28 protein-coding genes and 1 pseudogene are annotated in these 18,075 nt (G+C 58.3%); 17 read left to right on the top strand and 12 right to left on the bottom strand.

The features are described 5' to 3' along the window. Positions 1-33 precede the first annotated feature (33 nt). The 4 genes from MRBLPB4O_RS18400 to MRBLPB4O_RS18385 are packed head-to-tail and all read right to left on the bottom strand — an operon-like array spanning position 34 to position 1,350. On the bottom strand, positions 34-435 hold the full coding sequence (locus MRBLPB4O_RS18400) for a DUF2591 domain-containing protein (protein ID WP_341796192.1): 402 nt from the start codon (positions 433-435) through the stop codon (positions 34-36). Further along, positions 432-731, bottom strand: coding sequence for a hypothetical protein (locus tag MRBLPB4O_RS18395; protein ID WP_341796191.1), 300 nt, complete (start codon positions 729-731; stop codon positions 432-434). The genes MRBLPB4O_RS18400 and MRBLPB4O_RS18395 overlap by 4 nt, the downstream gene beginning before the upstream one ends. Beyond that, positions 728-979 (bottom strand): hypothetical protein, encoded by a 252-nt coding sequence (locus MRBLPB4O_RS18390; protein WP_014591205.1) that lies wholly within the window; start codon positions 977-979, stop codon positions 728-730. The genes MRBLPB4O_RS18395 and MRBLPB4O_RS18390 overlap by 4 nt, the downstream gene beginning before the upstream one ends. Next, entirely contained in the window at positions 976-1,350 is a 375-nt protein-coding gene (locus MRBLPB4O_RS18385; protein ID WP_341796190.1) for a hypothetical protein, read from the bottom strand. The genes MRBLPB4O_RS18390 and MRBLPB4O_RS18385 overlap by 4 nt, the downstream gene beginning before the upstream one ends. Before the next feature lie 227 nt (positions 1,351-1,577). Between MRBLPB4O_RS18385 and MRBLPB4O_RS18380 the strand changes: the two genes are divergently transcribed. Further along, positions 1,578-2,324 carry a hypothetical protein gene (locus MRBLPB4O_RS18380; protein WP_341796189.1) on the top strand — a complete coding sequence of 249 codons (747 nt, stop codon included), beginning with the start codon at positions 1,578-1,580 and terminating at the stop codon, positions 2,322-2,324. A 176-nt stretch (positions 2,325-2,500) separates the two neighbouring features. Next, entirely contained in the window at positions 2,501-2,749 is a 249-nt protein-coding gene (locus MRBLPB4O_RS18375; protein WP_212623362.1) for a hypothetical protein, read from the top strand. Here the strand turns inward: MRBLPB4O_RS18375 and MRBLPB4O_RS18370 are convergent. After that, entirely contained in the window at positions 2,746-3,615 is an 870-nt protein-coding gene (locus MRBLPB4O_RS18370; RefSeq protein WP_341796188.1) for a hypothetical protein, read from the bottom strand. The genes MRBLPB4O_RS18375 and MRBLPB4O_RS18370 overlap by 4 nt on opposite strands. Before the next feature lie 99 nt (positions 3,616-3,714). Between MRBLPB4O_RS18370 and MRBLPB4O_RS18365 the strand changes: the two genes are divergently transcribed. The 3 genes from MRBLPB4O_RS18365 (at position 3,715) to MRBLPB4O_RS18355 (ending at position 4,862) form a co-directional block, all read left to right on the top strand. After that, positions 3,715-3,921, top strand: a complete 207-nt coding sequence (locus tag MRBLPB4O_RS18365) for a hypothetical protein (protein ID WP_341796187.1) — start codon at positions 3,715-3,717, stop codon at positions 3,919-3,921. A gap of 100 nt (positions 3,922-4,021) precedes the next feature. Further along, entirely contained in the window at positions 4,022-4,246 is a 225-nt protein-coding gene (gene trbK / locus MRBLPB4O_RS18360; RefSeq protein ID WP_232894476.1) for an entry exclusion lipoprotein TrbK, read from the top strand. 394 nt (positions 4,247-4,640) lie between these two features. After that, positions 4,641-4,862: a hypothetical protein gene (locus MRBLPB4O_RS18355; protein ID WP_341796186.1), complete on the top strand. Its 222-nt coding sequence runs from the start codon at positions 4,641-4,643 to the stop codon at positions 4,860-4,862. 23 nt (positions 4,863-4,885) lie between these two features. Here the strand turns inward: MRBLPB4O_RS18355 and MRBLPB4O_RS18350 are convergent, their stop codons facing one another. Then, positions 4,886-5,596 (bottom strand): hypothetical protein, encoded by a 711-nt coding sequence (locus tag MRBLPB4O_RS18350; RefSeq protein WP_341796185.1) that lies wholly within the window; start codon positions 5,594-5,596, stop codon positions 4,886-4,888. A 109-nt stretch (positions 5,597-5,705) separates the two neighbouring features. On the opposite strand from MRBLPB4O_RS18350, the gene MRBLPB4O_RS18345 reads away from it, so the two are divergent. After that, complete coding sequence (locus MRBLPB4O_RS18345; RefSeq protein WP_341796184.1) at positions 5,706-6,578, top strand: hypothetical protein; 873 nt, start codon at positions 5,706-5,708, stop codon at positions 6,576-6,578. A 30-nt stretch (positions 6,579-6,608) separates the two neighbouring features. Here MRBLPB4O_RS18345 and MRBLPB4O_RS18340 read toward each other — a convergent pair whose 3' ends face one another. From MRBLPB4O_RS18340 to MRBLPB4O_RS18320, 5 genes are all read right to left on the bottom strand, one after another. Continuing rightward, positions 6,609-7,124, bottom strand: coding sequence for a hypothetical protein (locus MRBLPB4O_RS18340; RefSeq protein ID WP_341796183.1), 516 nt, complete (start codon positions 7,122-7,124; stop codon positions 6,609-6,611). A gap of 242 nt (positions 7,125-7,366) precedes the next feature. Next, positions 7,367-7,894, bottom strand: coding sequence for a single-stranded DNA-binding protein (locus MRBLPB4O_RS18335; RefSeq protein ID WP_341796182.1), 528 nt, complete (start codon positions 7,892-7,894; stop codon positions 7,367-7,369). Beyond that, the gene (locus tag MRBLPB4O_RS18330) at positions 7,891-8,223 is read right to left on the bottom strand and encodes a hypothetical protein (RefSeq protein WP_341796181.1); all 333 of its coding nucleotides are present in this window, start codon (positions 8,221-8,223) and stop codon (positions 7,891-7,893) included. The genes MRBLPB4O_RS18335 and MRBLPB4O_RS18330 overlap by 4 nt, the downstream gene beginning before the upstream one ends. Positions 8,224-8,240: 17 nt before the next feature. Next, positions 8,241-8,624, bottom strand: a complete 384-nt coding sequence (locus MRBLPB4O_RS18325; RefSeq protein WP_341796180.1) for a helix-turn-helix transcriptional regulator — start codon at positions 8,622-8,624, stop codon at positions 8,241-8,243. 131 nt (positions 8,625-8,755) lie between these two features. Continuing rightward, entirely contained in the window at positions 8,756-9,100 is a 345-nt protein-coding gene (locus MRBLPB4O_RS18320; RefSeq protein WP_341796179.1) for a hypothetical protein, read from the bottom strand. Between the two features lie 261 nt (positions 9,101-9,361). On the opposite strand from MRBLPB4O_RS18320, the gene MRBLPB4O_RS18315 reads away from it, so the two are divergent. Further along, positions 9,362-9,676 carry a DUF1654 domain-containing protein gene (locus MRBLPB4O_RS18315; RefSeq protein WP_341798908.1) on the top strand — a complete coding sequence of 105 codons (315 nt, stop codon included), beginning with the start codon at positions 9,362-9,364 and terminating at the stop codon, positions 9,674-9,676. 45 nt (positions 9,677-9,721) lie between these two features. Here the strand turns inward: MRBLPB4O_RS18315 and MRBLPB4O_RS18310 are convergent, their stop codons facing one another. Further along, the gene (locus MRBLPB4O_RS18310) at positions 9,722-10,543 is read right to left on the bottom strand and encodes a S24 family peptidase (RefSeq protein ID WP_108191421.1); all 822 of its coding nucleotides are present in this window, start codon (positions 10,541-10,543) and stop codon (positions 9,722-9,724) included. Positions 10,544-10,632: 89 nt separating this feature from the next. Between MRBLPB4O_RS18310 and MRBLPB4O_RS18305 the strand changes: the two genes are divergently transcribed. The 10 genes and pseudogenes from MRBLPB4O_RS18305 to MRBLPB4O_RS18260 all read left to right on the top strand — a co-directional run bounded on the left by MRBLPB4O_RS18305 (position 10,633) and on the right by MRBLPB4O_RS18260 (position 18,032). After that, entirely contained in the window at positions 10,633-10,842 is a 210-nt protein-coding gene (locus tag MRBLPB4O_RS18305) for a hypothetical protein (RefSeq protein ID WP_108191422.1), read from the top strand. Positions 10,843-10,981: 139 nt separating this feature from the next. Beyond that, entirely contained in the window at positions 10,982-11,839 is an 858-nt protein-coding gene (locus tag MRBLPB4O_RS18300) for a replication protein (RefSeq protein ID WP_341796178.1), read from the top strand. Continuing rightward, positions 11,829-12,641, top strand: coding sequence for an ATP-binding protein (locus MRBLPB4O_RS18295; protein WP_145914545.1), 813 nt, complete (start codon positions 11,829-11,831; stop codon positions 12,639-12,641). The genes MRBLPB4O_RS18300 and MRBLPB4O_RS18295 overlap by 11 nt, the downstream gene beginning before the upstream one ends. Before the next feature lie 2 nt (positions 12,642-12,643). Continuing rightward, a complete protein-coding gene (locus tag MRBLPB4O_RS18290; protein ID WP_197896379.1) occupies positions 12,644-12,940 on the top strand; it encodes a DUF1364 domain-containing protein in 297 nt (98 codons plus the stop codon). After that, positions 12,937-13,365 carry a VRR-NUC domain-containing protein gene (locus MRBLPB4O_RS18285; protein WP_341796177.1) on the top strand — a complete coding sequence of 143 codons (429 nt, stop codon included), beginning with the start codon at positions 12,937-12,939 and terminating at the stop codon, positions 13,363-13,365. The genes MRBLPB4O_RS18290 and MRBLPB4O_RS18285 overlap by 4 nt, the downstream gene beginning before the upstream one ends. Further along, entirely contained in the window at positions 13,362-14,660 is a 1,299-nt protein-coding gene (locus MRBLPB4O_RS18280; RefSeq protein ID WP_341796176.1) for a site-specific integrase, read from the top strand. The genes MRBLPB4O_RS18285 and MRBLPB4O_RS18280 overlap by 4 nt, the downstream gene beginning before the upstream one ends. Continuing rightward, on the top strand, positions 14,657-14,848 hold the full coding sequence (locus tag MRBLPB4O_RS18275) for a hypothetical protein (RefSeq protein ID WP_341796175.1): 192 nt from the start codon (positions 14,657-14,659) through the stop codon (positions 14,846-14,848). Before MRBLPB4O_RS18280 ends, MRBLPB4O_RS18275 begins: the two co-directional genes overlap by 4 nt. Beyond that, positions 14,845-15,161, top strand: a pseudogene (locus MRBLPB4O_RS18270) (hypothetical protein). The gene MRBLPB4O_RS18275 and the pseudogene MRBLPB4O_RS18270 overlap by 4 nt, the downstream one beginning before the upstream one ends. Before the next feature lie 12 nt (positions 15,162-15,173). Beyond that, on the top strand, positions 15,174-15,752 hold the full coding sequence (locus MRBLPB4O_RS18265; RefSeq protein WP_341796174.1) for a hypothetical protein: 579 nt from the start codon (positions 15,174-15,176) through the stop codon (positions 15,750-15,752). 447 nt (positions 15,753-16,199) lie between these two features. Then, positions 16,200-18,032 (top strand): right-handed parallel beta-helix repeat-containing protein, encoded by a 1,833-nt coding sequence (locus tag MRBLPB4O_RS18260; RefSeq protein ID WP_341796173.1) that lies wholly within the window; start codon positions 16,200-16,202, stop codon positions 18,030-18,032. The last annotated feature ends 43 nt before the right edge of the window (positions 18,033-18,075 follow it).

Genomic DNA, 18,075 nt, shown 5'->3' with positions numbered 1-18,075 from the left:
ACTTAGCTACCTGGATTATCAGCACTGGTGCAGTCATACAGATTGTGGCTTCAGCTCCTTCGGCACCTGGACGGTATCGCCGAGCTTGTAGTGGACGAACCCGCGGCAGAAGGCGACCAGTGCGGTAGGTCCGTAGCTCCAGGCCTCTGCGCCCGCTGGCCCGCCGCAGTAGCAGGCGTCCTCGGCCAGGCCGTGGAAGTGTTTGGCGCTACCGTGGTGCTTGTCGATCAGCTGGCCACCAAGTGCCCAGTCTTCCCAAGGGTTGAAGCGTTTGGTGTGCTCGATGGCCTGGCCCTGGTACCGGGCGAACACGCGCCAGGGGTTGCCGTACTGCGGCGGGGCCAGTTCAAGGTTCAGCCCTTCGGCCTTGCCAACGGCCCAACCCAGCGCCTCGCCCACCAGGTCTGCCGTCCTCACTTCGATCAGGTCGGTCATGGCAGTACCTTCAGGCCCTGAGCCTTGATCGCAGCATCGAGGTGGCCGAGGTACTTCGGGAAGATGAATGACTCACCTTCCACATCCTCGAACTGCTCCCAGTACTGCTCGCTCTTCATGTCCGGCATTTGGATGACCACGGCCTCGCGGGAGGCCTTCCAGGACACCCATCTCGTTTGGGTGTCGGCGTAGTAGTAAACATCTTCGGCATTCACGCACTTCCTTAGGCGCTCAACACCGCCGCAGTAACGGTCGAGATGCCACGCCTCGAACTGCTCACGCATCTTCTCGCTCACAGCTGATACCTCTCATCAATCCAGCGCCCAGGCGCCAGTGCGGGTGTAGGTTCGGGTTGTGTTTCGTGCGGGGAGAGCTGGCGCTGGTTGCCGGCCTGCAGCTGGCTGTCGGGGATGCAGCTGATGCCGACCCCGTTGAGCAGGTAGCAGGTGACGCCGCGCTGGCTGTCGTGCTGCACGTCGATGACGTTCTCGGTTGCGCTGGCGCCGGTGGCCAGCAGCAGGAGGCAGAGGGCGAGGCGGGTCATGACTTGCTCCCGATTGCGGCTGCCGCTTCCACGATCGCCCGGCGGGTGGCGCGGAATGGATCGTCACCGTGATAGATGTCGAACTCGCCAAAGCGCTCAGCATCCACGCAGGTGTAGGCGTCCGTGTCGCCGTCGAACGGCTCGACGATGTGGATCTGGATACCCAAGCGGTCAGCGCGCCCCATCAACACGGCCAAGCGCAGTGCGTCGCCGTCGTTGATGAGCGGGTTCCAGTGTGCACGCACGCCAGACTGGCCCTTGATTCGGAGCGGCCATTTCGGATCGCCGCAGGTGCAGGGCTCGACCTCCAGCCGACCGCCCTTGGCGGCCAGCTTCAGCAGTTCGTGATCCATGTTCTTTTCTTCGGGCACGATGATTCCTTAGCCGCCATATCGCGGCAGTGAATAGGGGCGGAGTAGGCTGTTGAAAGGAGAGTACATTTGAACTCAATCAATGCCGGCCCTGAGTTGTCAGTGAGTTGTCAGTCTGAAAGCAGTGCTTGACTGCAATGAAGACTTCGATGGTCAGTTCAATGAAGTGTTTGAAGTGCGGTCACTACTGATTTAATATCTCGGATATTTGGATCTGGGGGTCAGTAGTGAGCACGCTAGGGAAGACGTCAACTTGGAGCGTTATCGGGGAGCTAAGCGCGCTCAGTGCAGGTGTATTCGCGTTATCATTTATATATGGATTTAATGAGTATAAAGCTTTCATTGATGCGGTGGGTGTTGGATGGGGAGGTGCTATTTTATCTCCGTCAACCTACGCAATGCGGTCGATGAAAGGATTTACGCTAGTTGCGCCATATTTGGTGCTCGGTTTTGCTGCGGGCAAATACGGTTTGTCAGATCGTTTACTTCGATTGTTGTTCGCGGTCGGTCTTGCTGTCGGGTTAGGTTATATGCTGCTAGCGATTTGGTTAAATCGCTACGGATACTTGACCAGAGCTACTCCGACGGCCGATTTGATCAAGGAGTGGTCTCAAGTTGCGCGACTGATTCTGGGGTTTTATGTGGCTGTAGTGCTGGCGGCAATCACCGGGCCTATACGCACTACGCAATGGCGTTTAATTGGTGGGATGCTATGCCTGTATGTGTTCTTGGTGGTCTTTCCAAGGATAACAGGCGAGGCCGATGGTGTGTGGGTGAGAACTAGCCAAGGCATATCGCTACCATATATTGAAGAGTCCGGAGTAAAGTGGTTTGTGGTTGACTATCAGGTGGGGAGCTCGTTGTTGATTCACTACGACAGCATTGACCGGCCGTTGGTGATGTATAAGGCAATAGAGGGCTCTGTTATTAAGTACGACTATGCCCGTAAATATGTAAATGAATGGGACGAATAGTTTGCTCAGTATTCCCGCTTCGAATGATCGGGGCGATGGTGGGCACCGCCGGGAGGATCAGTAGGCGTAGCGATTTCCGAGCCTGAGGCCATCCCGGTGTTGCTGGATCGGTTTTCTGTGGGCATGGGGATACCTCGCGGCTATAGTCGAGCCGCGGACAATGAAAAGGAGGACTTATGGAATGTTTCGTGTGCAATCAGGACGCTGAGCAACGCGAGTCGCTGGGGGACTATCAAGAGCTTTCATGCCCTGAGTGCGGTCATTACCGCATAAGCGGCACGGTTGTTCGGCTGTGGGAAAAGGCAAGCTGGCTTCACACTGTTGCGATGCAGCAATGGTTAGAAGATCGGCGTCGTGACGGAGTAAAAATTCCCGTCATCAACAGTGAAGTGGCGGTCTGGGAGGGTGTTCGGGCTGGAGGCTAGTCGCCGCACATGCAATCGATGAGGTCTTCGTCTTCGGCGAAGTCGAGATCTAGCGGCATCTGGCGGCCCAGCTGGTCAGCCATCCACGCCATAGCCTTGTAGTTGGGACGGTCGCGGCGGAACACCTGGCCTGTGCGCTCTTCCGCCTCGATCCACCAGCGGGCCGCGTCGGGGTTCTCGTTAATGGCCCTGATGATCTTTTCGGGTGACTTGAGGAAGCAGAGATCGCAGTTTCCCAGGTCGGAGTCGATGCCAAGGTCGAACAGTTGTCGCGCCCAGAAGCTGTTCACGTCGGCCTTCAGCACGCCGGCGTGATACATGGGTGTCACGTTCTCCCACCGGTTACCGCTTTTCTCGTTGGCAGCCATCATGCGGTGGTAGCGCCGAGGCTCGTCCGCCCGGATTCCGATAATCGCATCCCAGGAGTTCAGGCCCAGCACGTCTCGCATGTACCAGGTGCTGGCTTTGATCTTCATCCGATCCGTGCACATCCGGTTGACCGGGTTCGGCAGGATGGGCGCCTCGCCCTTTTCCTCGCGCCGATAGTCGGTGTAGTACTGCAGCATCAGGTCGAACGGCTCACCGTTGCGGCTGGCCGTCTCGTGGCTGACTACTTTCCAGCTCAGGCCCTGGCCATACACACCGTCGAACTCCAGCCAGGTGATTGGCACGTTCCAGTGGCGCTGGCACTCGCGGATGAAGTCGAGCGTCTCGTCGCGCTCCTTCCCAGTGTTCTGGAAGGTGACGTGAACCCCTTCGGGCAACTGGCCGCCGTGCGCTTCGAGGATGTGGTACAGCATGTACCCGGAACTGCGTCCGCCACTGAAGCCGATCTGCGCCGGCCCAGTGATCTGGTAGGGGTTCATGGGCAATCTCCATTGCAGGCGCCGCCCTCGCCGGGGTGGCGTTGGTGTGGGGTTTGGGTTAAGAAATGAATGCCGGACTTCTACCAAGAGGGCTTCAAAATGAGCGAACGTCCCAGCAACAAGTTGATCGGGCAGGTCTTGAAAGTGGCTGAGAAAGACATTGAGCTATGGCTGGTGAACGCCACGCCGATGGCGAGACCCAATGTCTGGCTCTTGGACTTCTCCTACGACATGCCGTGGAATTTGCGTAAAAAGCTGAAGATGAAAGCTGCGTCGCTGATAACCGCCATTCCCCCAGAGCGATGATCGTTGAATAGGGGAAGGCGCTGGCGGGCAGCGCTGAGAGGTCTTTGCGATGCTGGTCGAGGTTTGCTATAACGCCCGACCACTTCAAAGGAATGAGCTTATGTCCCACAAAGCATTGGTTTTCTTCTCAGCCGCCGCATTCTCTGCAGTGGTTCTGGCGGGCTGCAAGGAAGACGCCGTCGACACGGCAGCCTATGAGCCGACTAGCGAACACTGTCAGCCCGACTACCTGAAAACGCTTCCGGACAACAAGGCCCGCGAAGACCTGGTCGAGAAGTGCATGACCGGTGGGTCGTACAAGAAGTCAGAGCCGAAGACCTGGTAACGTCCGGTCTTCGTCAGTCAGCGCCGCCTTATCAGGCGGCGTTTTCGTTTGGGGCTGGCGGGCAGCGCCGCGTAGTGAATGAACTTTTGCGAACGGTGATGGCTCTGAGCCATTCACGCAGTGCACAGGGCAATGCGGCCCCTCAGAGATCCAGGCATGTTTTCGGATGAGTTCTTCGTTGCTTACGTTGTGGCAGAGGTAGTCCTAGTCATGGCGGCCTTTGCTATTGGCGTTCATCTGACGGAGCGCTAGCGGGGGATGCGAGGCGCTGGCGGGTCATTTGGCGGCGTGAACCTTACGCATGTGCGGCCCTCGCGCGGCAGTTACGCGATAGTGGCAATTTGGTTTCAGTGGGAGTATTTGTTGTCTTCCAGCACACGGAGATGAATCCCCGATGGACCGCGAGCCAACAAACCAGGAAGTCGCAGCAGTTCTCGGAATTGATGAGGATCAGGTTGCTAAGTACCGTCGGGAGGCTGTGCTATTGGGCGACGGTTCCTGGCTGATCCACTTTTCCTACGACATGCCGCGAGAGCTGCGGCACAGCTTCACCGGTAGCTTCACGGCGATCGTCGAATGCGTTGCATCTTGTGTTGACGCTCGCTCAGTCGACTGAGGCTGGCGGGCAGCCTTGGAGGGTCAGGCGGCGGCGGCCTGCTCTTTGATCGCCATGATTGCGTTGGCTGCGTGGCGAACGTAGAACAGCCGCGCCATCAGATTCGGGCATGACTTGCTGATCTTCGTCTCCCAGAGGTCGCTTCCGCCGAGCAGCGACTCATTGCTCTGGAGGAAATCGTAAGCAAGCACCAGTTCGGCATCCCGGCCTTCGGCGAAGGTCTCGATCTCGTCAATCACGTCGGCCAGGTCGTCGAATGGCAAGCGCTCGTCTGCTTCGGCCTGCTCTCGCAGCCACTCGCCCAGCTGCTCAGCCTGCTCCAGCGTGGCGCCACGGTCGGGGATGTCGGCCATCCACGCCGGGATCTGGTCGGCATCGAACACCTCGTCAATTCGGCCAACGATGCAGCTGCAGACCGTGTCGCGGATGCTGTCGAAGTCGATCACCTCGCGCTTACAGGTGCTTTCCAGCTTTTCGTGAAGGTATCCGTCGCTCTGGTGGCGCAGGAAGTTGATGCCGTAGTCGGCGCCGACATGCCACAGAAGCCCGTCGATATCGCCGAACATAGACATGCCGTAGGCGGTGACGCAGATGTCGAAGTGGTAGACACGGGTTCCAGGCTGCTGGCAGCGCCAAACCTCGACGCCGTTCTCATTCACCAGCTGGGTGTATTGGTGCTGGGCCAGGTCTTCGGCGACGCGCGCGGCGAGTTCAGAGCGTTCTTGGTCTTTCATGGCTTTCTCCATGCATGCGCCGCCCTCCGTGCTGGTGGCGGCATGGTGGCAATTTGGTTTGGGATGGGGTATTAGAGGTGCTGGATCACCCTCTAACTCGTGAGCGAGCATGACAAAGACAAGCAACGCTGTTCAGCAGGCAGAGCCTGAAACCGAAAAAACTGTTTCGATGAAAAGAGCATTTATCGTAACCCCTATAGGTGGCGCAGACTCATCAACGCGCAGAGCGGCAGACGGCTTAATAAGTTCTGTACTTGAGCCGCTATTAGTCAGGATGGGCTATGATGTTTTTGTTGCTCACAAAATTTCGCTCACGGGATCCATTACCAGACAAGTAATTGAGCATCTGCTGGAAGATGATCTTGTGCTATGTAATTTATCTGAGTTAAACCCCAACGTTATGTATGAGCTCGCGGTTCGTCATGCTACTGGGAAACCTGTTATTACGATCGCCGAAGTAGGTACCCGCTTACCTTTCGATATTGCAGATGAGCGTACGATCTTTTACACCAACGATATGCGCGGCGTAGTGGAACTATCTCCTAGCCTGCAAGAGGCGATCAAGGCGACAGTCAATAGACCTGGGCACGACAATCCTATCACGAGGGTAAGAGAACATCGTGCTTTAATAGATTCTCTTGATCAAGGCGACGCTAAAAATATTCTGATTGAACGTTTAGATGATATCGAGGATTTATTAAAGCAATTAAATTTTTCGAATCGCTCCCTGGGGAGTCCTGCAAACAAACGGCTGATGCCTGGGGTTCAAATTGTGGCGAGAGCCGAATTGGATGCAGTTAATGCGGCTTGCGACACGTTTGCTGCGAAAGGTTACATTGTAGAATGGCATCGCGATCCGGTGTCAGGTAGTTTTGCGATCAATATAGCAACTGGTGTGGCATCAGTTGATGATAGTTATATTAAGTCTATTTGCAAGAAATTTGGTATTGAAGTGCTTAGAACTAATATAATTCTTGGTTGAGTAGCTTGCTTTGTCTGAGACGTTCTTGCCTCACTCTGACGGGGGTAGGATCTCATCCCCTGTATCCTGCTGAATCATCAACATGGTCTTCCGGTCGAAGGCCAGGGCCAGGCGTGGCGAGATGCTTATCTCATGCCGGGGCGGGGTGAGAAACTTCGCCGCGTGCAGCATGCCCAGGGCGTGAATGCCGTGGATCAGCCCTTCGATCATCTGGCTGTACGTGGCATCAGCCCAGCCGCAGATCGCCCGCAGGTGCTGGCCGGTTCGCTTCCTGGCCGATAGCCTCAGCGGCTCAGTCCGCGCCACAGATCGGTGACCCTCGATTTCGTGGCGCGCGAGCCTGAACAGTGCGTGATGCCCGAGCGCTTCGATGTGATGAATCATCAGCGTCATCGCCTCGCCCTGTTCCTCGATCCCGGCCCACTCCATCAGCTCAAGCAGGGCCTGTTTAGTCCCTGGTCGAACCTTCAAGCGCAGGTCTTCTTCCTGTAGGCGCTCGGCCTTTGCCCGGCGCTTCTCGTCGCGTGCCTGTTGAGACATCGCCATACGGCATCTCCTTCAATCCGCTGGGCGGGATGTGTATGTGCAGCTGGCGGCGACGCTGCTGCGTGAGCTTCTGGATGCGTCTCATGGGTGGCACACCTCAATGGGCGTTTTCTTCGTCGAGCCAGACGGCATGACCACCAGTAGACGCTTGTTTCCTCGGTATACGCCCCAAGGCTGACCAGTGGACCTGGCCATGGCCGCCGCGTACTTCACGGCGGGCACAGGCTGAGACATGGTGGCGATCATGCGCCCGCCAGGTGGTGGACCGGGGCGAACGGGATGTCGTCGTCGAAGCTTTCCTGGTCGGGCGGCGCGGCCTGCTGGTTCTGGTGCGGCGCCTGGCGCTGCTGGCTGTACTGCTGTCGAGGCTGCTGCCGTTGCTGCTGAGGCTGGCGCTGTTGCTGCTGGCCGCCGCCCTGGTTGTCCGGCCGCCCGCCCAGTAGCTGCATGGTGCCGTTGATGTCGACGTGCACCTCTGTGGCGTACCGCTTGATGCCGTCCTTCTCCCACTCGCGGGTCTGCAGCTTGCCTTCGATGTAGCACTGGGAGCCCTTGCGGAGGTACTCGCCGGCGATCTCCGCGACCTTGCCGAACAGCGACACACGGTGCCACTCGGTGCGCTCGACCCTCTCGCCCGAGCGCTTGTCGGTCCACTGCTCGCTGGTGGCCAGACTCAGGTTGGTCACGGCGTTGCCGTTGGGCAAGTAGCGCACTTCCGGGTCTTGGCCGCAGGTGCCGACCAAGATGATCTTGTTCACCCCGCGGCTCATGACGAAAACGCTCCGGCCATGACAATCAGCACCAGTGCCCACAGTGCCGCCCAGCGGGTGCGTGCGTCGTCAGGCGGGCTGACCTTCAGCACCGGTACCGACTTTGCGTTCACCGCGCGCTCCAGGCTTTCGGCGTAGTTCACCGCATCAACATGCCGACGGCGCAGGCCATACAGGCGATTGTCGTCGGCGCCGACGATGGCCCAGCTCTTGTTTTCGCCCTGCTGGACGAAGAAGCGGGAGTTACTACGGAATTCTTCAGCGGCTGCTTCGGCGAGCTGCTGAACTTGGGCGTATTGCACACGGCTATTGCGGATGGCTGCGTTCATGGGTTGGTCCTTGTTGGTCAGGCATGGAGTTCCAAGGCTTCTGCCTTGCGAACGATTCGAACTTGGGCGGTGCGGCGCTCCGGCGCCCGGCGGTCGCGGCGCATTGGGTCGCTGTCGTTGATGGCGGCATGCATTGCTACAAGGCAGACCAGGGCGAGGCAGAGCGGGGTGATGATCTTCTGGTACGCCGCCTCAGCTACAAGTGCAGTTCGGCGGCGCACCTTCAGTTTCAGCATCGCGTCACCGAGGCGTTTTTCTACACCGCTCTCGCTGATGCCGAAGCTCCTGGCGATCTCTTTTGTGGTCAGTCCTCGGGCAACTTCTAGAAGGCACTGCAATTCGCGAGGCGCCAGGCCACGGCCGAGGTGGCCGATCCATGCGCCGATGGTGATCGTGTCCATGATTTGCTCTCGCGGGGTGGCTGCATTGGTCGTGACGCTCGCTGCCGTCTACCTCCCGGACCAAGGGGAGGGCGAACGCCACGACCGATGCAGCCTGGTGATGGGGAACCAGGTGAACCGGGCTGTTTTCGTCAGGCTGACGTAACGCAGGGTGACTGGTTCAGGGCTTTCTTCTGCTGCTCGATCAACCTGTCAATCAGCTGCTGTCGATCGCCAACAGAAAGGCTCCAGGCGCCGTAATACAGTCCTTCAGCGATACCCCCGTCGAATTCAGTCGAGCTGTCTTCTCCCCAGATCTTGTATTTGATGCGGTTAGTTGGCCGCTTCGCCATCGTCTTGCCCTCCAGGGCTTTTGATTTCCCGTCTGGCCCTGTTGCCAAGGCCAGCCAGTGAAATCGGTATTGCTCAGCAAACCTGCGGGCCGACATGTCGAGCGAGGAAGCTTGCTGTGTTGCGTACTGTCCACCAGAGCTCAACGGCCGGCTTAACTCGGCGCCTGGTGGCTCATCTACTGGTTTTTAAAGAGCGGTGGCTTGTATGCCGGCAGCCCATGGCGCGACTGCTTGAGGCAAATTTAGAAAACTAAACAGAAAGCGTCAAGAAGAATTTTAGAAATCTAAACAGTGCGGACGAACGGGTGCTCCCGGCGAGCATTGAAAGTCAAGACTTCCGGCTTTGTAGGAGATCAGCTAGTCTTGTGGAGCACCTGTATGGATATACAGTTATCGGAGGATCAGATGGCAAAGCCCCAGAAGCAGCAGGAAAGATCGGTTATGTCAGGCGTGGAGCGCCTGGGTCTTCGGGTGTCATCGATGATCAATCATCCTACGGCTCGACAGCAAAGGTGGGTGACCATTCACCGGCTAGATACTGATGGGGACAGAGAGTGGGAGGAGGTGATGGGGATCCTCAAGGAGACTGATGGGATCGAAATGGAATTCAATGAGGAGGATGTTTCTGTAACGCTGCGCTGGGAGGCCTTCTCCGACGATGATCCTCAGGCAGAAACTCAGGAGGAATTTATAGCGTTAGAGGAGGCGGCGCCGTTTTGACGGTACGAAAAGCCCGCTATTACGCGGGCTTCTTGAGGCTGAGTGCTAGGCCTTTTTCGCGTTCCAGATCAGCAGTACCTTGGCGTGCACTGTGACATCATCGATGCGAGCCGTCTGATTTTCGTAATGCTGGTTGTCAGAGATCAGCCGAAAATGGTCCTCATCCAAACGCATCATCCGCTTGATGTACAGTTCCTGGTGCCAGGTGATGACGTAAATCCCTTCACCGATAAACTCGCTGATGCCGCGATCAACAATGACCAGGTCCTTGTCATTGATGGTCCCCTCCATGCTCTGGCCCCAACCGGTGATCATCGCCAGTGCTGAAGGTGAGGTATACGTAACTCCCTTCTCCCGCAAAATTTCCTCGCGTACTACAAGGTTACGTACCGCCTCGCTGTAGTCGGCAGGCACCTGTCCGTGGCCCATTGCCGCTCGCACGTCGTACTGAGGAATCAGAATTTCCTCTTGGGTCGGCTTCAGGCTGGAATATGCAGAGGGCAGGTATTCTTGTCCGCGATCTGGGCTGTCTGCTTCGGCAGCAGCGGCAAGCATCACTTCGCGCGCTTTCTCCGAAAGGTTCTTCCCAGCCTTGGAGGCAAGCATCTGTGCTACCAGTTCGGCAGTGCTGGATGCGGCTCCGGAAGGAGAGTTCTCGTCGGTTGGTTGGCCGGTGCCGTCAGAAAGCCATTCTGCTGAGCACTCAAGTGCTTTGGCCAAGGCGAGTAGATTCTTGCCCTTAGCACCGTTCGTCCCGTTAATCCAGAAACTCACGGTTGCCTTGGACACGCCAGACAATTTGCTGAGGTCGGTTGAGCTCAGGTTGAGCTCCTTCATGCGCGCGATGACGCGGTCTTTGAATTCCATATTTAGGATTCTAAACCTTTGAGTGTTTAGATAACTTGCCTTGTAGTGTTAAGAACTCTAAACTCGCCGAAGACCTCGGAGAGACATCAATGACCTTTGACGAAGCCCTGAAACATTTCCGCACCGGCCGCGCCATCGGTAACGCTCTCGGCGTGTCCAGCAGCAGGGTCTCGCAGTGCCGTGCTGCTGGCGGTTTCTCTTATCCGATGCAGTGCGTTCTGGAGAAGGAGTCAGGTGGGGCGCTTGTTGCTCAACGCCAAGACGTTCCCGTCGCATGCCCGGTGAAAGGTTCCGATTGACGAGGTGAATTGTGAGTTATCTGGCCTTGCGCCAGTAGTGGGGCCGTCCAGCTGTTCAGGCATCCAGTAGCCATACAGCAGACGAAAAAAAACCGCCTGGCAGGGCGGCTTTCTCTACAGCTTTAGAACGGGTTTAAGCATGACAAACATCGTCCCACTTGACAAGTCCAGGGGGTTCACCCGGATGGACAACCAGCTCATGGATGGCCTGCTGGCTATCGATCTCCCAGCCCGGGAGATGAAGATTGTGCTGTACGTGGCCAAGGCCACTATCAACTTCTGTGCAGGCGCCCAGCGCATCCCGGCTACCGACATCGCGAAAGCCATCCACGCTCACCCTGACACCGTGTCGAAAGCGATCTCCAGCCTGCTGCGCCGTCGTGTGTTGTTTCGCGAGGGCGGTGCTCGGGGTGACATCGGCGTGAACGACCCGAAAGACTGGGTCTACTTCACGGAGACGAAACAGACCAAAACAGCCGATTCGGCTCAAGTGGTCCGAATCGGAGAAGAGTCGAAACAGACCAAAACCGCCGAGTCCCTTCTTTATTCTAAGAATCTAACCCCCTATGTATTTCTTCCTTCGGAAGAAAATACATGCCCCCCCAGCGATGAGGCGCCAGTTCCGGCCAAAGCTGACCGCAAAGCGCCATTCGGAAAGGCCGCCATGCTGGCTGAAAACCCTCACGGCCTGGATGAGTCGCTGATCGCTGACTACCTGGTTGTCCGAAAGGCAGCCAAAGCCCCGGTGACTGCCCGTATCTGGTCCGCCCTGAACACCAAGCTGGAGCAATGCAAGGCGTTCGGTATCCAGCCAGCGCAGGCCCTGGAATTCGCCGTCGAGAACGGCTGGCGCGGCTTCGAGGTGGATTGGGTCACCAAGCGCATTGGCGCCCAGCTGCCTGCCAAGTTCAACCCCAACAGCCGCCACCACGGTTTCAGTGACCGCGACTACACCGACGGCCTGACCAAGCGCGAGGACGGTACCTATGCGATCTGAATCGGTGATCACCATGTCCGACGTGCGAAACGCCGCCGGTTTCCGCGTCCAGCCTGCGAACTGCGAGTATCACGGCGACTTCGAGCAGCGCGTGACCATGCTCATGGGTCGCGAAATCGTTGGCCGCTGCCCTGAGTGCGAGAAAGCAGCCATTGCCGAGCGATTGGCGAAGCAGCAGGCCGAGGAAACCCGCCTGAAGCGCGAGGCCATGACCCGCAAGCTGGGTTCGGCGCTGATCCCGAAGCGCTTCGCCGACCGTACCCTGGCCAACTACCGCGTCGAGCACGAGGGCCAGCGTAAGGCCTTGGCCTACTGCACGCGCTACGTGGCGGCCTTCGAGGAAATCGAGCGCACCGGGCGTTGCCTGATGCTGCTGGGCAAGGTCGGCACTGGCAAGACCCACCTGGGTGCCGGCATGGCCAACGAGCTGATGCGCAACAGCTCGGCCACCGCCGTGTACCGCACGGTGGGCGCGATCCTGCAGTCCATCCGCGCCACTTACGACCGCCACAGCGAACAGTCCGAGGCCGACATCCTGTCCAGCCTGATCGAGCCGTCGTTGCTGGTGCTCGACGAGGTTGGCGTCAGCAAAGAGCAGCCGAGTGAATTCGAGCTGACCACCCTGTTTTCGATCATCAATGGGCGCTACGAGCAGATGCGCCCCACGGTGGTGATCTCCAATCTGGAGGCCGGCCAGCTGCGCCACGCCATGGGCGAGCGGTGTTACGACCGCCTGCGCGAGGGGGGCGGGGTGGTGGTGCCCTTCGAGTGGGACTCTCACCGTGGCAAGGAGGAGTTCTGACCATGCGTCAAACCAAGCTGACCAAGGCCGCGCGCGGCCGGGAGTGCCAGGTGCGCATTCCGGGCGTGTGCAACGGCAACCCCGAGACCACCGTCCTGGCGCACTACCGCCTGGCGGGCACCTGCGGCGTTGGCAAGAAACCACACGACCTGCAAGGCGCCTGGTCCTGCAGCGCCTGCCACGACGCCTGTGACGGGCGTAGCCAGGCTGTAGACCGAGACACCGCGCGCCGGTACCACGCCGAGGGGGTCATGCGAACCCAGGCGCTGCTGCTGAACGAAGGGGTGTTGGTCGCATGAATGCTCCCGCTCTTCGCCCGTTTGAGGCCAAGCCGGCCCGTGCCAAGCCCGTCGACCGGGAAGGGCAGGAGCAGGCCGCGCTGATGAAAGAACTGCAGCTGCGCTACCCGCAAGCCTACAAACTGATCTACCACGTGCCGAACGGTGGGCACCGGGTCAAGACGGTGGCCGCCAAGCTGAAAGACCAGGGCGTGAAGGCCGGCGTTCCCGACCTGGTACTGCCAATGGCACGTGGCCGCTACTTCGGCCTGTACATCGAGTTCAAGGCCATGCCGCCGTTCGATGCGCCGGTGTCGCCCAGTCAAGACGCCTATCTGCAGGCGCTCGCCGACCAGGGCTACCTGGCGATCGTGTGCCGGGGCAGCATCGATGCTGTTGAGGCCATCCGGGCCTACCTGCTGCTGCCGGCCACGGTGGCTGCATGAGCGCGACCCGTGAGGTGAAGCTGAGCGAGGCCGAGGTGCGCCGGCAGGCCGCCGACAAGTCGGTGCGTGACCTACGCGACCCGCGTCACCCGGGCCTGTACCTACGCTTCTGGAGCAACCGCGAGCGCGGCACTTGGCACTTGGTGCGCGGCAAGAAGTGGGTGCCGGTCGCCCGCTGGCCAGAGCTGAGCGTGGCGGCGGTGATTGCCGAGCTGCCCGCGCTCCGTCAGCGCCTGTTGCGCGACCCGGCCACCGCGCCAGTGGTGTCGGGCATGGTCACCGTCGGCCAGCTGCTTGACTGGTACGGCGACCGAATGGCCCGCGACCGCTCGCTGTCTGTGAAGCGCAAGGCCGGCGCCCGCTCCGCCATTGCCCAGCACCTGAAGCCGCGCCTGGATGACTTGGCTGTGGCTGGCGTGAATGCCGATGCGCTGGACAAGCACCTGATGTGGCCGTGCCAGGCCGAAGTGTCGCTGTCCTACCTGCGGCAGATGTTCGCGCTGCTGCTGACCGCCTTCCGCCAGGCCCTGCAGCTGGGCCTGATCGACCGCAACCCGATGGCCGGGATGCGCTTCAACGACTTCACCAAGGCCAAGATCCTGCCCAAGGCAGCCCGCCTGCGTGACGTGCAACTGCCGGAGCTGATGCAGCAGCTGGCCCAGGCCGTCGACGAGGAACCGGGCGACGCCATGCTGGCCCTGATGATGCTGGCCCATGGCACCCGGATCGGCGAGACCCGCATGGCCCGCTGGAACGAGATCAGCCTGGCCGCAGCCGAGTGGTTCATTCCGGCCGCCAACACGAAGACCCGCACCGAGCACCGCCTGCCACTTACCGACCAAGTACAGGCGCTGCTGATCCGGTACCGTGCGATTCAGCAAGCCCAGGGCTACGAGGGCGTGTACCTGTTCCCGAACCGCCGCCGGCTGCCGCTGAGCGAAACCCAGGCCAGCATGGTGTTCACCCGCCTGGGGCAGGGCGAGTGGACCAGCCACGACCTGCGCAAGGTGTCCCGCACCACTTGGACCGACCTCGGTATCGACGGCCACATCGGCGAGATGCTGCTGAACCACACGCTGGGCAAGATCGCCAGCACCTACATCAACACCCAGGCCATGCAGCAGCGCCGGGCAGCCCTGGAGAAGTGGCACGCCTGGTTAGACGGCATCGGCTTCGGTGCCATTCACGGCCTTACCAAGGCCTTAACCGGAATCTCACAGAATTCGGCCCAGCCAGCGGAACACAAGGCGTCCAGCGACCTTGCCGAATTTGTAACTAGCGAGGATTCGAAATGAAGCAGAAGAGCCATTCTGTGCCCAGGCTCAGCGTTTGGGCCTGCGCCATGATCCTGATTGCCTTGGCTGTGTGGATGAAATCCGGTTTGAGCTTGACCGGGCTGATTGATGCACTGGCGATGCTGATTGTCGGGCTGTCCTTTCTTGGGTATTCGCGAGCCTTGCTGAGCGGAGGGCGCCGAGGTTGAACAAGAAGCACGGCCCAGCCTTCAAGAGAGCCGTGATTGAGCTGGAAAAGTGCCCTGTATGCCGTGGGAGAGCGGTCCTCAGGGTTTGTTTCACGAACTGCCATGCGACCACTGCAACGCCTCGGGCTGGATAGTGGCTGCAACCGGCGAGGCCTTGGCCCTGGATGAACTGGTGACCCAGCTCAGCATGAGGCTTCAGGCAGCGCTGCGGCAGATTGAGCAGTTGAAGAAGCCTCGGGCCACTGGCCCGGGTGCGCATTATCAGGAAGGCAACCGGCTCGGCGCCGGGGGCAGCAACTACACCGGGGATTGAGGGGGGAAGGACATGATTTACAGCAGCGTACTCGCGGCGGTCGTCTCGGCCCTGGCTTCAGAAGCGATCGACAACACCAGCAAGCAGGCCTGGCAGAAGCTATACGAGCCAGGCAGCGAAGACGGCCACGACATGGCAACCTTGAGTAGGTCGGTAGAGCGCGGCGAAATCAGCCGTATGGATGCTGACTGCTGGGTTTTCGCCAGGCTGCACAGCCAGCTGAAGCCGCGGCACTGGGATGTCCTGGTGGCGAGGTTCAGCACGCACAAGGGGCGAAAGGTTCAGTCGATCAGCCGCCTGATCCCCATGGTTGCCTCCCATGCTCCGAAGCTGTTCATCACCAGCGCCGTGACAGCCTGGGCGATCCCGAAGATGAAGGGTACCGACGGAAAGCGGTCGAGCGATATGATCGTCTTGCCGGCTCAGTTCTATGACATCAACCGATGGGACCCGGATGCTCGACCTGAGCGAACTCGTCGCCGATGGAGGAAGGGCATCGAAGACGTGCTGGAGCAGATGGCCCAAGAGGCCCTGGGGGCGGCGAGAGGCATTCTGAACCACGAAGGCCTGTCGATGGAAAATGCCGCTTGACAGCAAATGGCCGCGTGGCCGATTATTTATCCATCCTGTCATTCCTGCGCGTTGCTGAGGAGTGGCACTAAAAAGCCCGGCCATTGAGCTGGGCTTTTTCGTTTCTGTAATCCGCTTGCTACCGACCAACTTTGACAAGCCCAAAAATCATTGTTCTGAGCAATATCTCTTACCTGTTACTTCCCCAAAATAACTCAAACTCTCAAATCCTATGTTCCAGGCAGATATGCTGGATGTTTATCCGATAAGTCCGGGCAAATAACTTTTACAGCCTGTGACCTACCGCGAAGTAGCCAGCACCTGAGCAGCATAGTGGCACTCAGACTGTCTGGTCCTGTAGTTCGAAACTCATCAATGCTTATTGTCATTGATAATTAACCTCGCCATTACCTTTTCTAATTCGTCAAACTGGGCAGGGGCTCGGCTTGGCTACTATGAGGACATACCATGAGCAATGCGATTAATATTTGGGATTATGCCCACCTCGTCACATCTAAGCCGAATATCGCTGACCCGAGTACCTGGAACTGGACCCCCGCCGTAGCCGAGGCTGTGCGTATCGGCGGTGAAATTGAATTCACTGGAAACCAGACATACATCATCAGCTCTGTGCAGATACTGTCCAACTGTCGCATTCACTTCCAAGTAGGCACGGTCATCCAGCGACTGGCTAACTTCGATGGCGAGGGTACGTCCTATTGGTCGAACGGCGCTGCAGTATTTGAATTGGGTGCTCCAGGCCTGAATGTCGAGTTCTTAGGGCAATGGACCTACGATGGCAACGAAGCCTCCATGATCAAGAAGGAACCTACAGGTTTCTTTGTAAAATGCATGCCTAAGTCCTTAGACCCGCAAAATGACACCAAGCTAAAGATTTCGGGCGGCACTTTCCGTAACGGTACTTCCGGCTACCTCTGCCTACGAGGTACTGACTTGGCTCGCCAGTTCAATACCTTGGTTTCAGTCGTTGATTGCTTTTTCCACGCCACACGCTACGGTATCGGCCGCGATGACCCCAACACGCAAACTGCGCTGGGCTATTCGCCGAATTACATTTTGTGTGCTGACTATGTGCAACTGAGCTGCCATAACTTTTGGGCCGACTTCGAAAAGCCAATCAGCACGGGTAAGTATTCGGTAACTGCGATCCTTGGCACCTATGTCGGGCGAGATCCACTCACATCCGGCCAGTGTTCCATTACCTTGACCGGTAGAACAAACCTGCGCCGCATGGGGCGCGGTGGGCCGGGCTACGACGGTAGTTGGGGAACTGCGCTGAATGGCATCGGCTGCATCGATGTTTACGGTAACGGAGAGAACCTTTTCGTTGAGGATATCCGTGCAATTGATTGCTACAGCATCCCTTTGCGTGGCAAGTCCTCGCTGAAGGAGTTCACTGCGCTCAAGGGGCGTTTCGAAAACTGCGTAGGCGGCATCAATATTTCACCCTCGTCTACTGGGCCAGTTCGTTGTACCGTATCTGTTGGGCAAATCCGGACTATCGATTGCAATATTCCAGTGATCGAAGTGACTGGTTCTACCCCGGCCGAGTCAGTTCCTATGGCGACTATCGAGTCCGTGCACTGTACCAACTCGAAAGGCCAAGATAACCAGGCAAACGTCGGTGTTAATCTCACTGGTGTTGTGCGTCTTCGCAACATTGAGGTTTGCTCAGTAAAAGCCGTCTACACCGACAAGAGTGACGAGTACGGAATTTCATGCATCAGCATTCAGGACTTGACCATCGCCCAGGCGAGAATCAAGAACTGCGGCCGTATTGGTGTACACGTTACGGGCTGCACTGACGTCAACATCACCGCAAATGTCGAGGCTTGTGGCGGTGAGGGTATCAATATCTCCTCTTGTACCGGCAAGGTGCGGGTCTCCCGTTGCGTAACTAAAAACACAGTGAACTACGGTATCTTTGCCAACACCGCACCTGCACAAGAAATTGTGTTGGTAGAGAATACTGTGTCAGAAGTTTCCGGTACTAGCCGAGGCTTGTACGCAGCGGGTGCACTGAACCGTATTCATGGCAACATTGTGGGAGCTGGAGTAACTACCCCGTATGCATCGGTAGGTACTTCGCGCAACCTGTCCAGCGAAAACAGCTGGGAGCCTGCGGATTTCTGGGGGGCTGGTGTTGCTCCGACAGTTGGTACATACAAGCGGGGAGACCGCATCAAGAACGTCTCTCCTACTGGGGTAGCAGGTTCTGTCCGTGAACTGACGTGTACCGCGGCAGGCACGCCTGGCACCTGGGCGCCTACCAACTTCTAGACTGAATCACTGAGCCCGCTGATGAAGCGGGCTTTTTCATTTC

This window comes from Pseudomonas sp. LPB4.O (assembly GCF_038383825.1).
Lineage (GTDB): Bacteria > Pseudomonadota > Gammaproteobacteria > Pseudomonadales > Pseudomonadaceae > Aquipseudomonas > Aquipseudomonas putida.
Note: the sequence above shows the minus strand (reverse complement) of the source record. Positions and strands in the feature narration are given on the sequence as shown.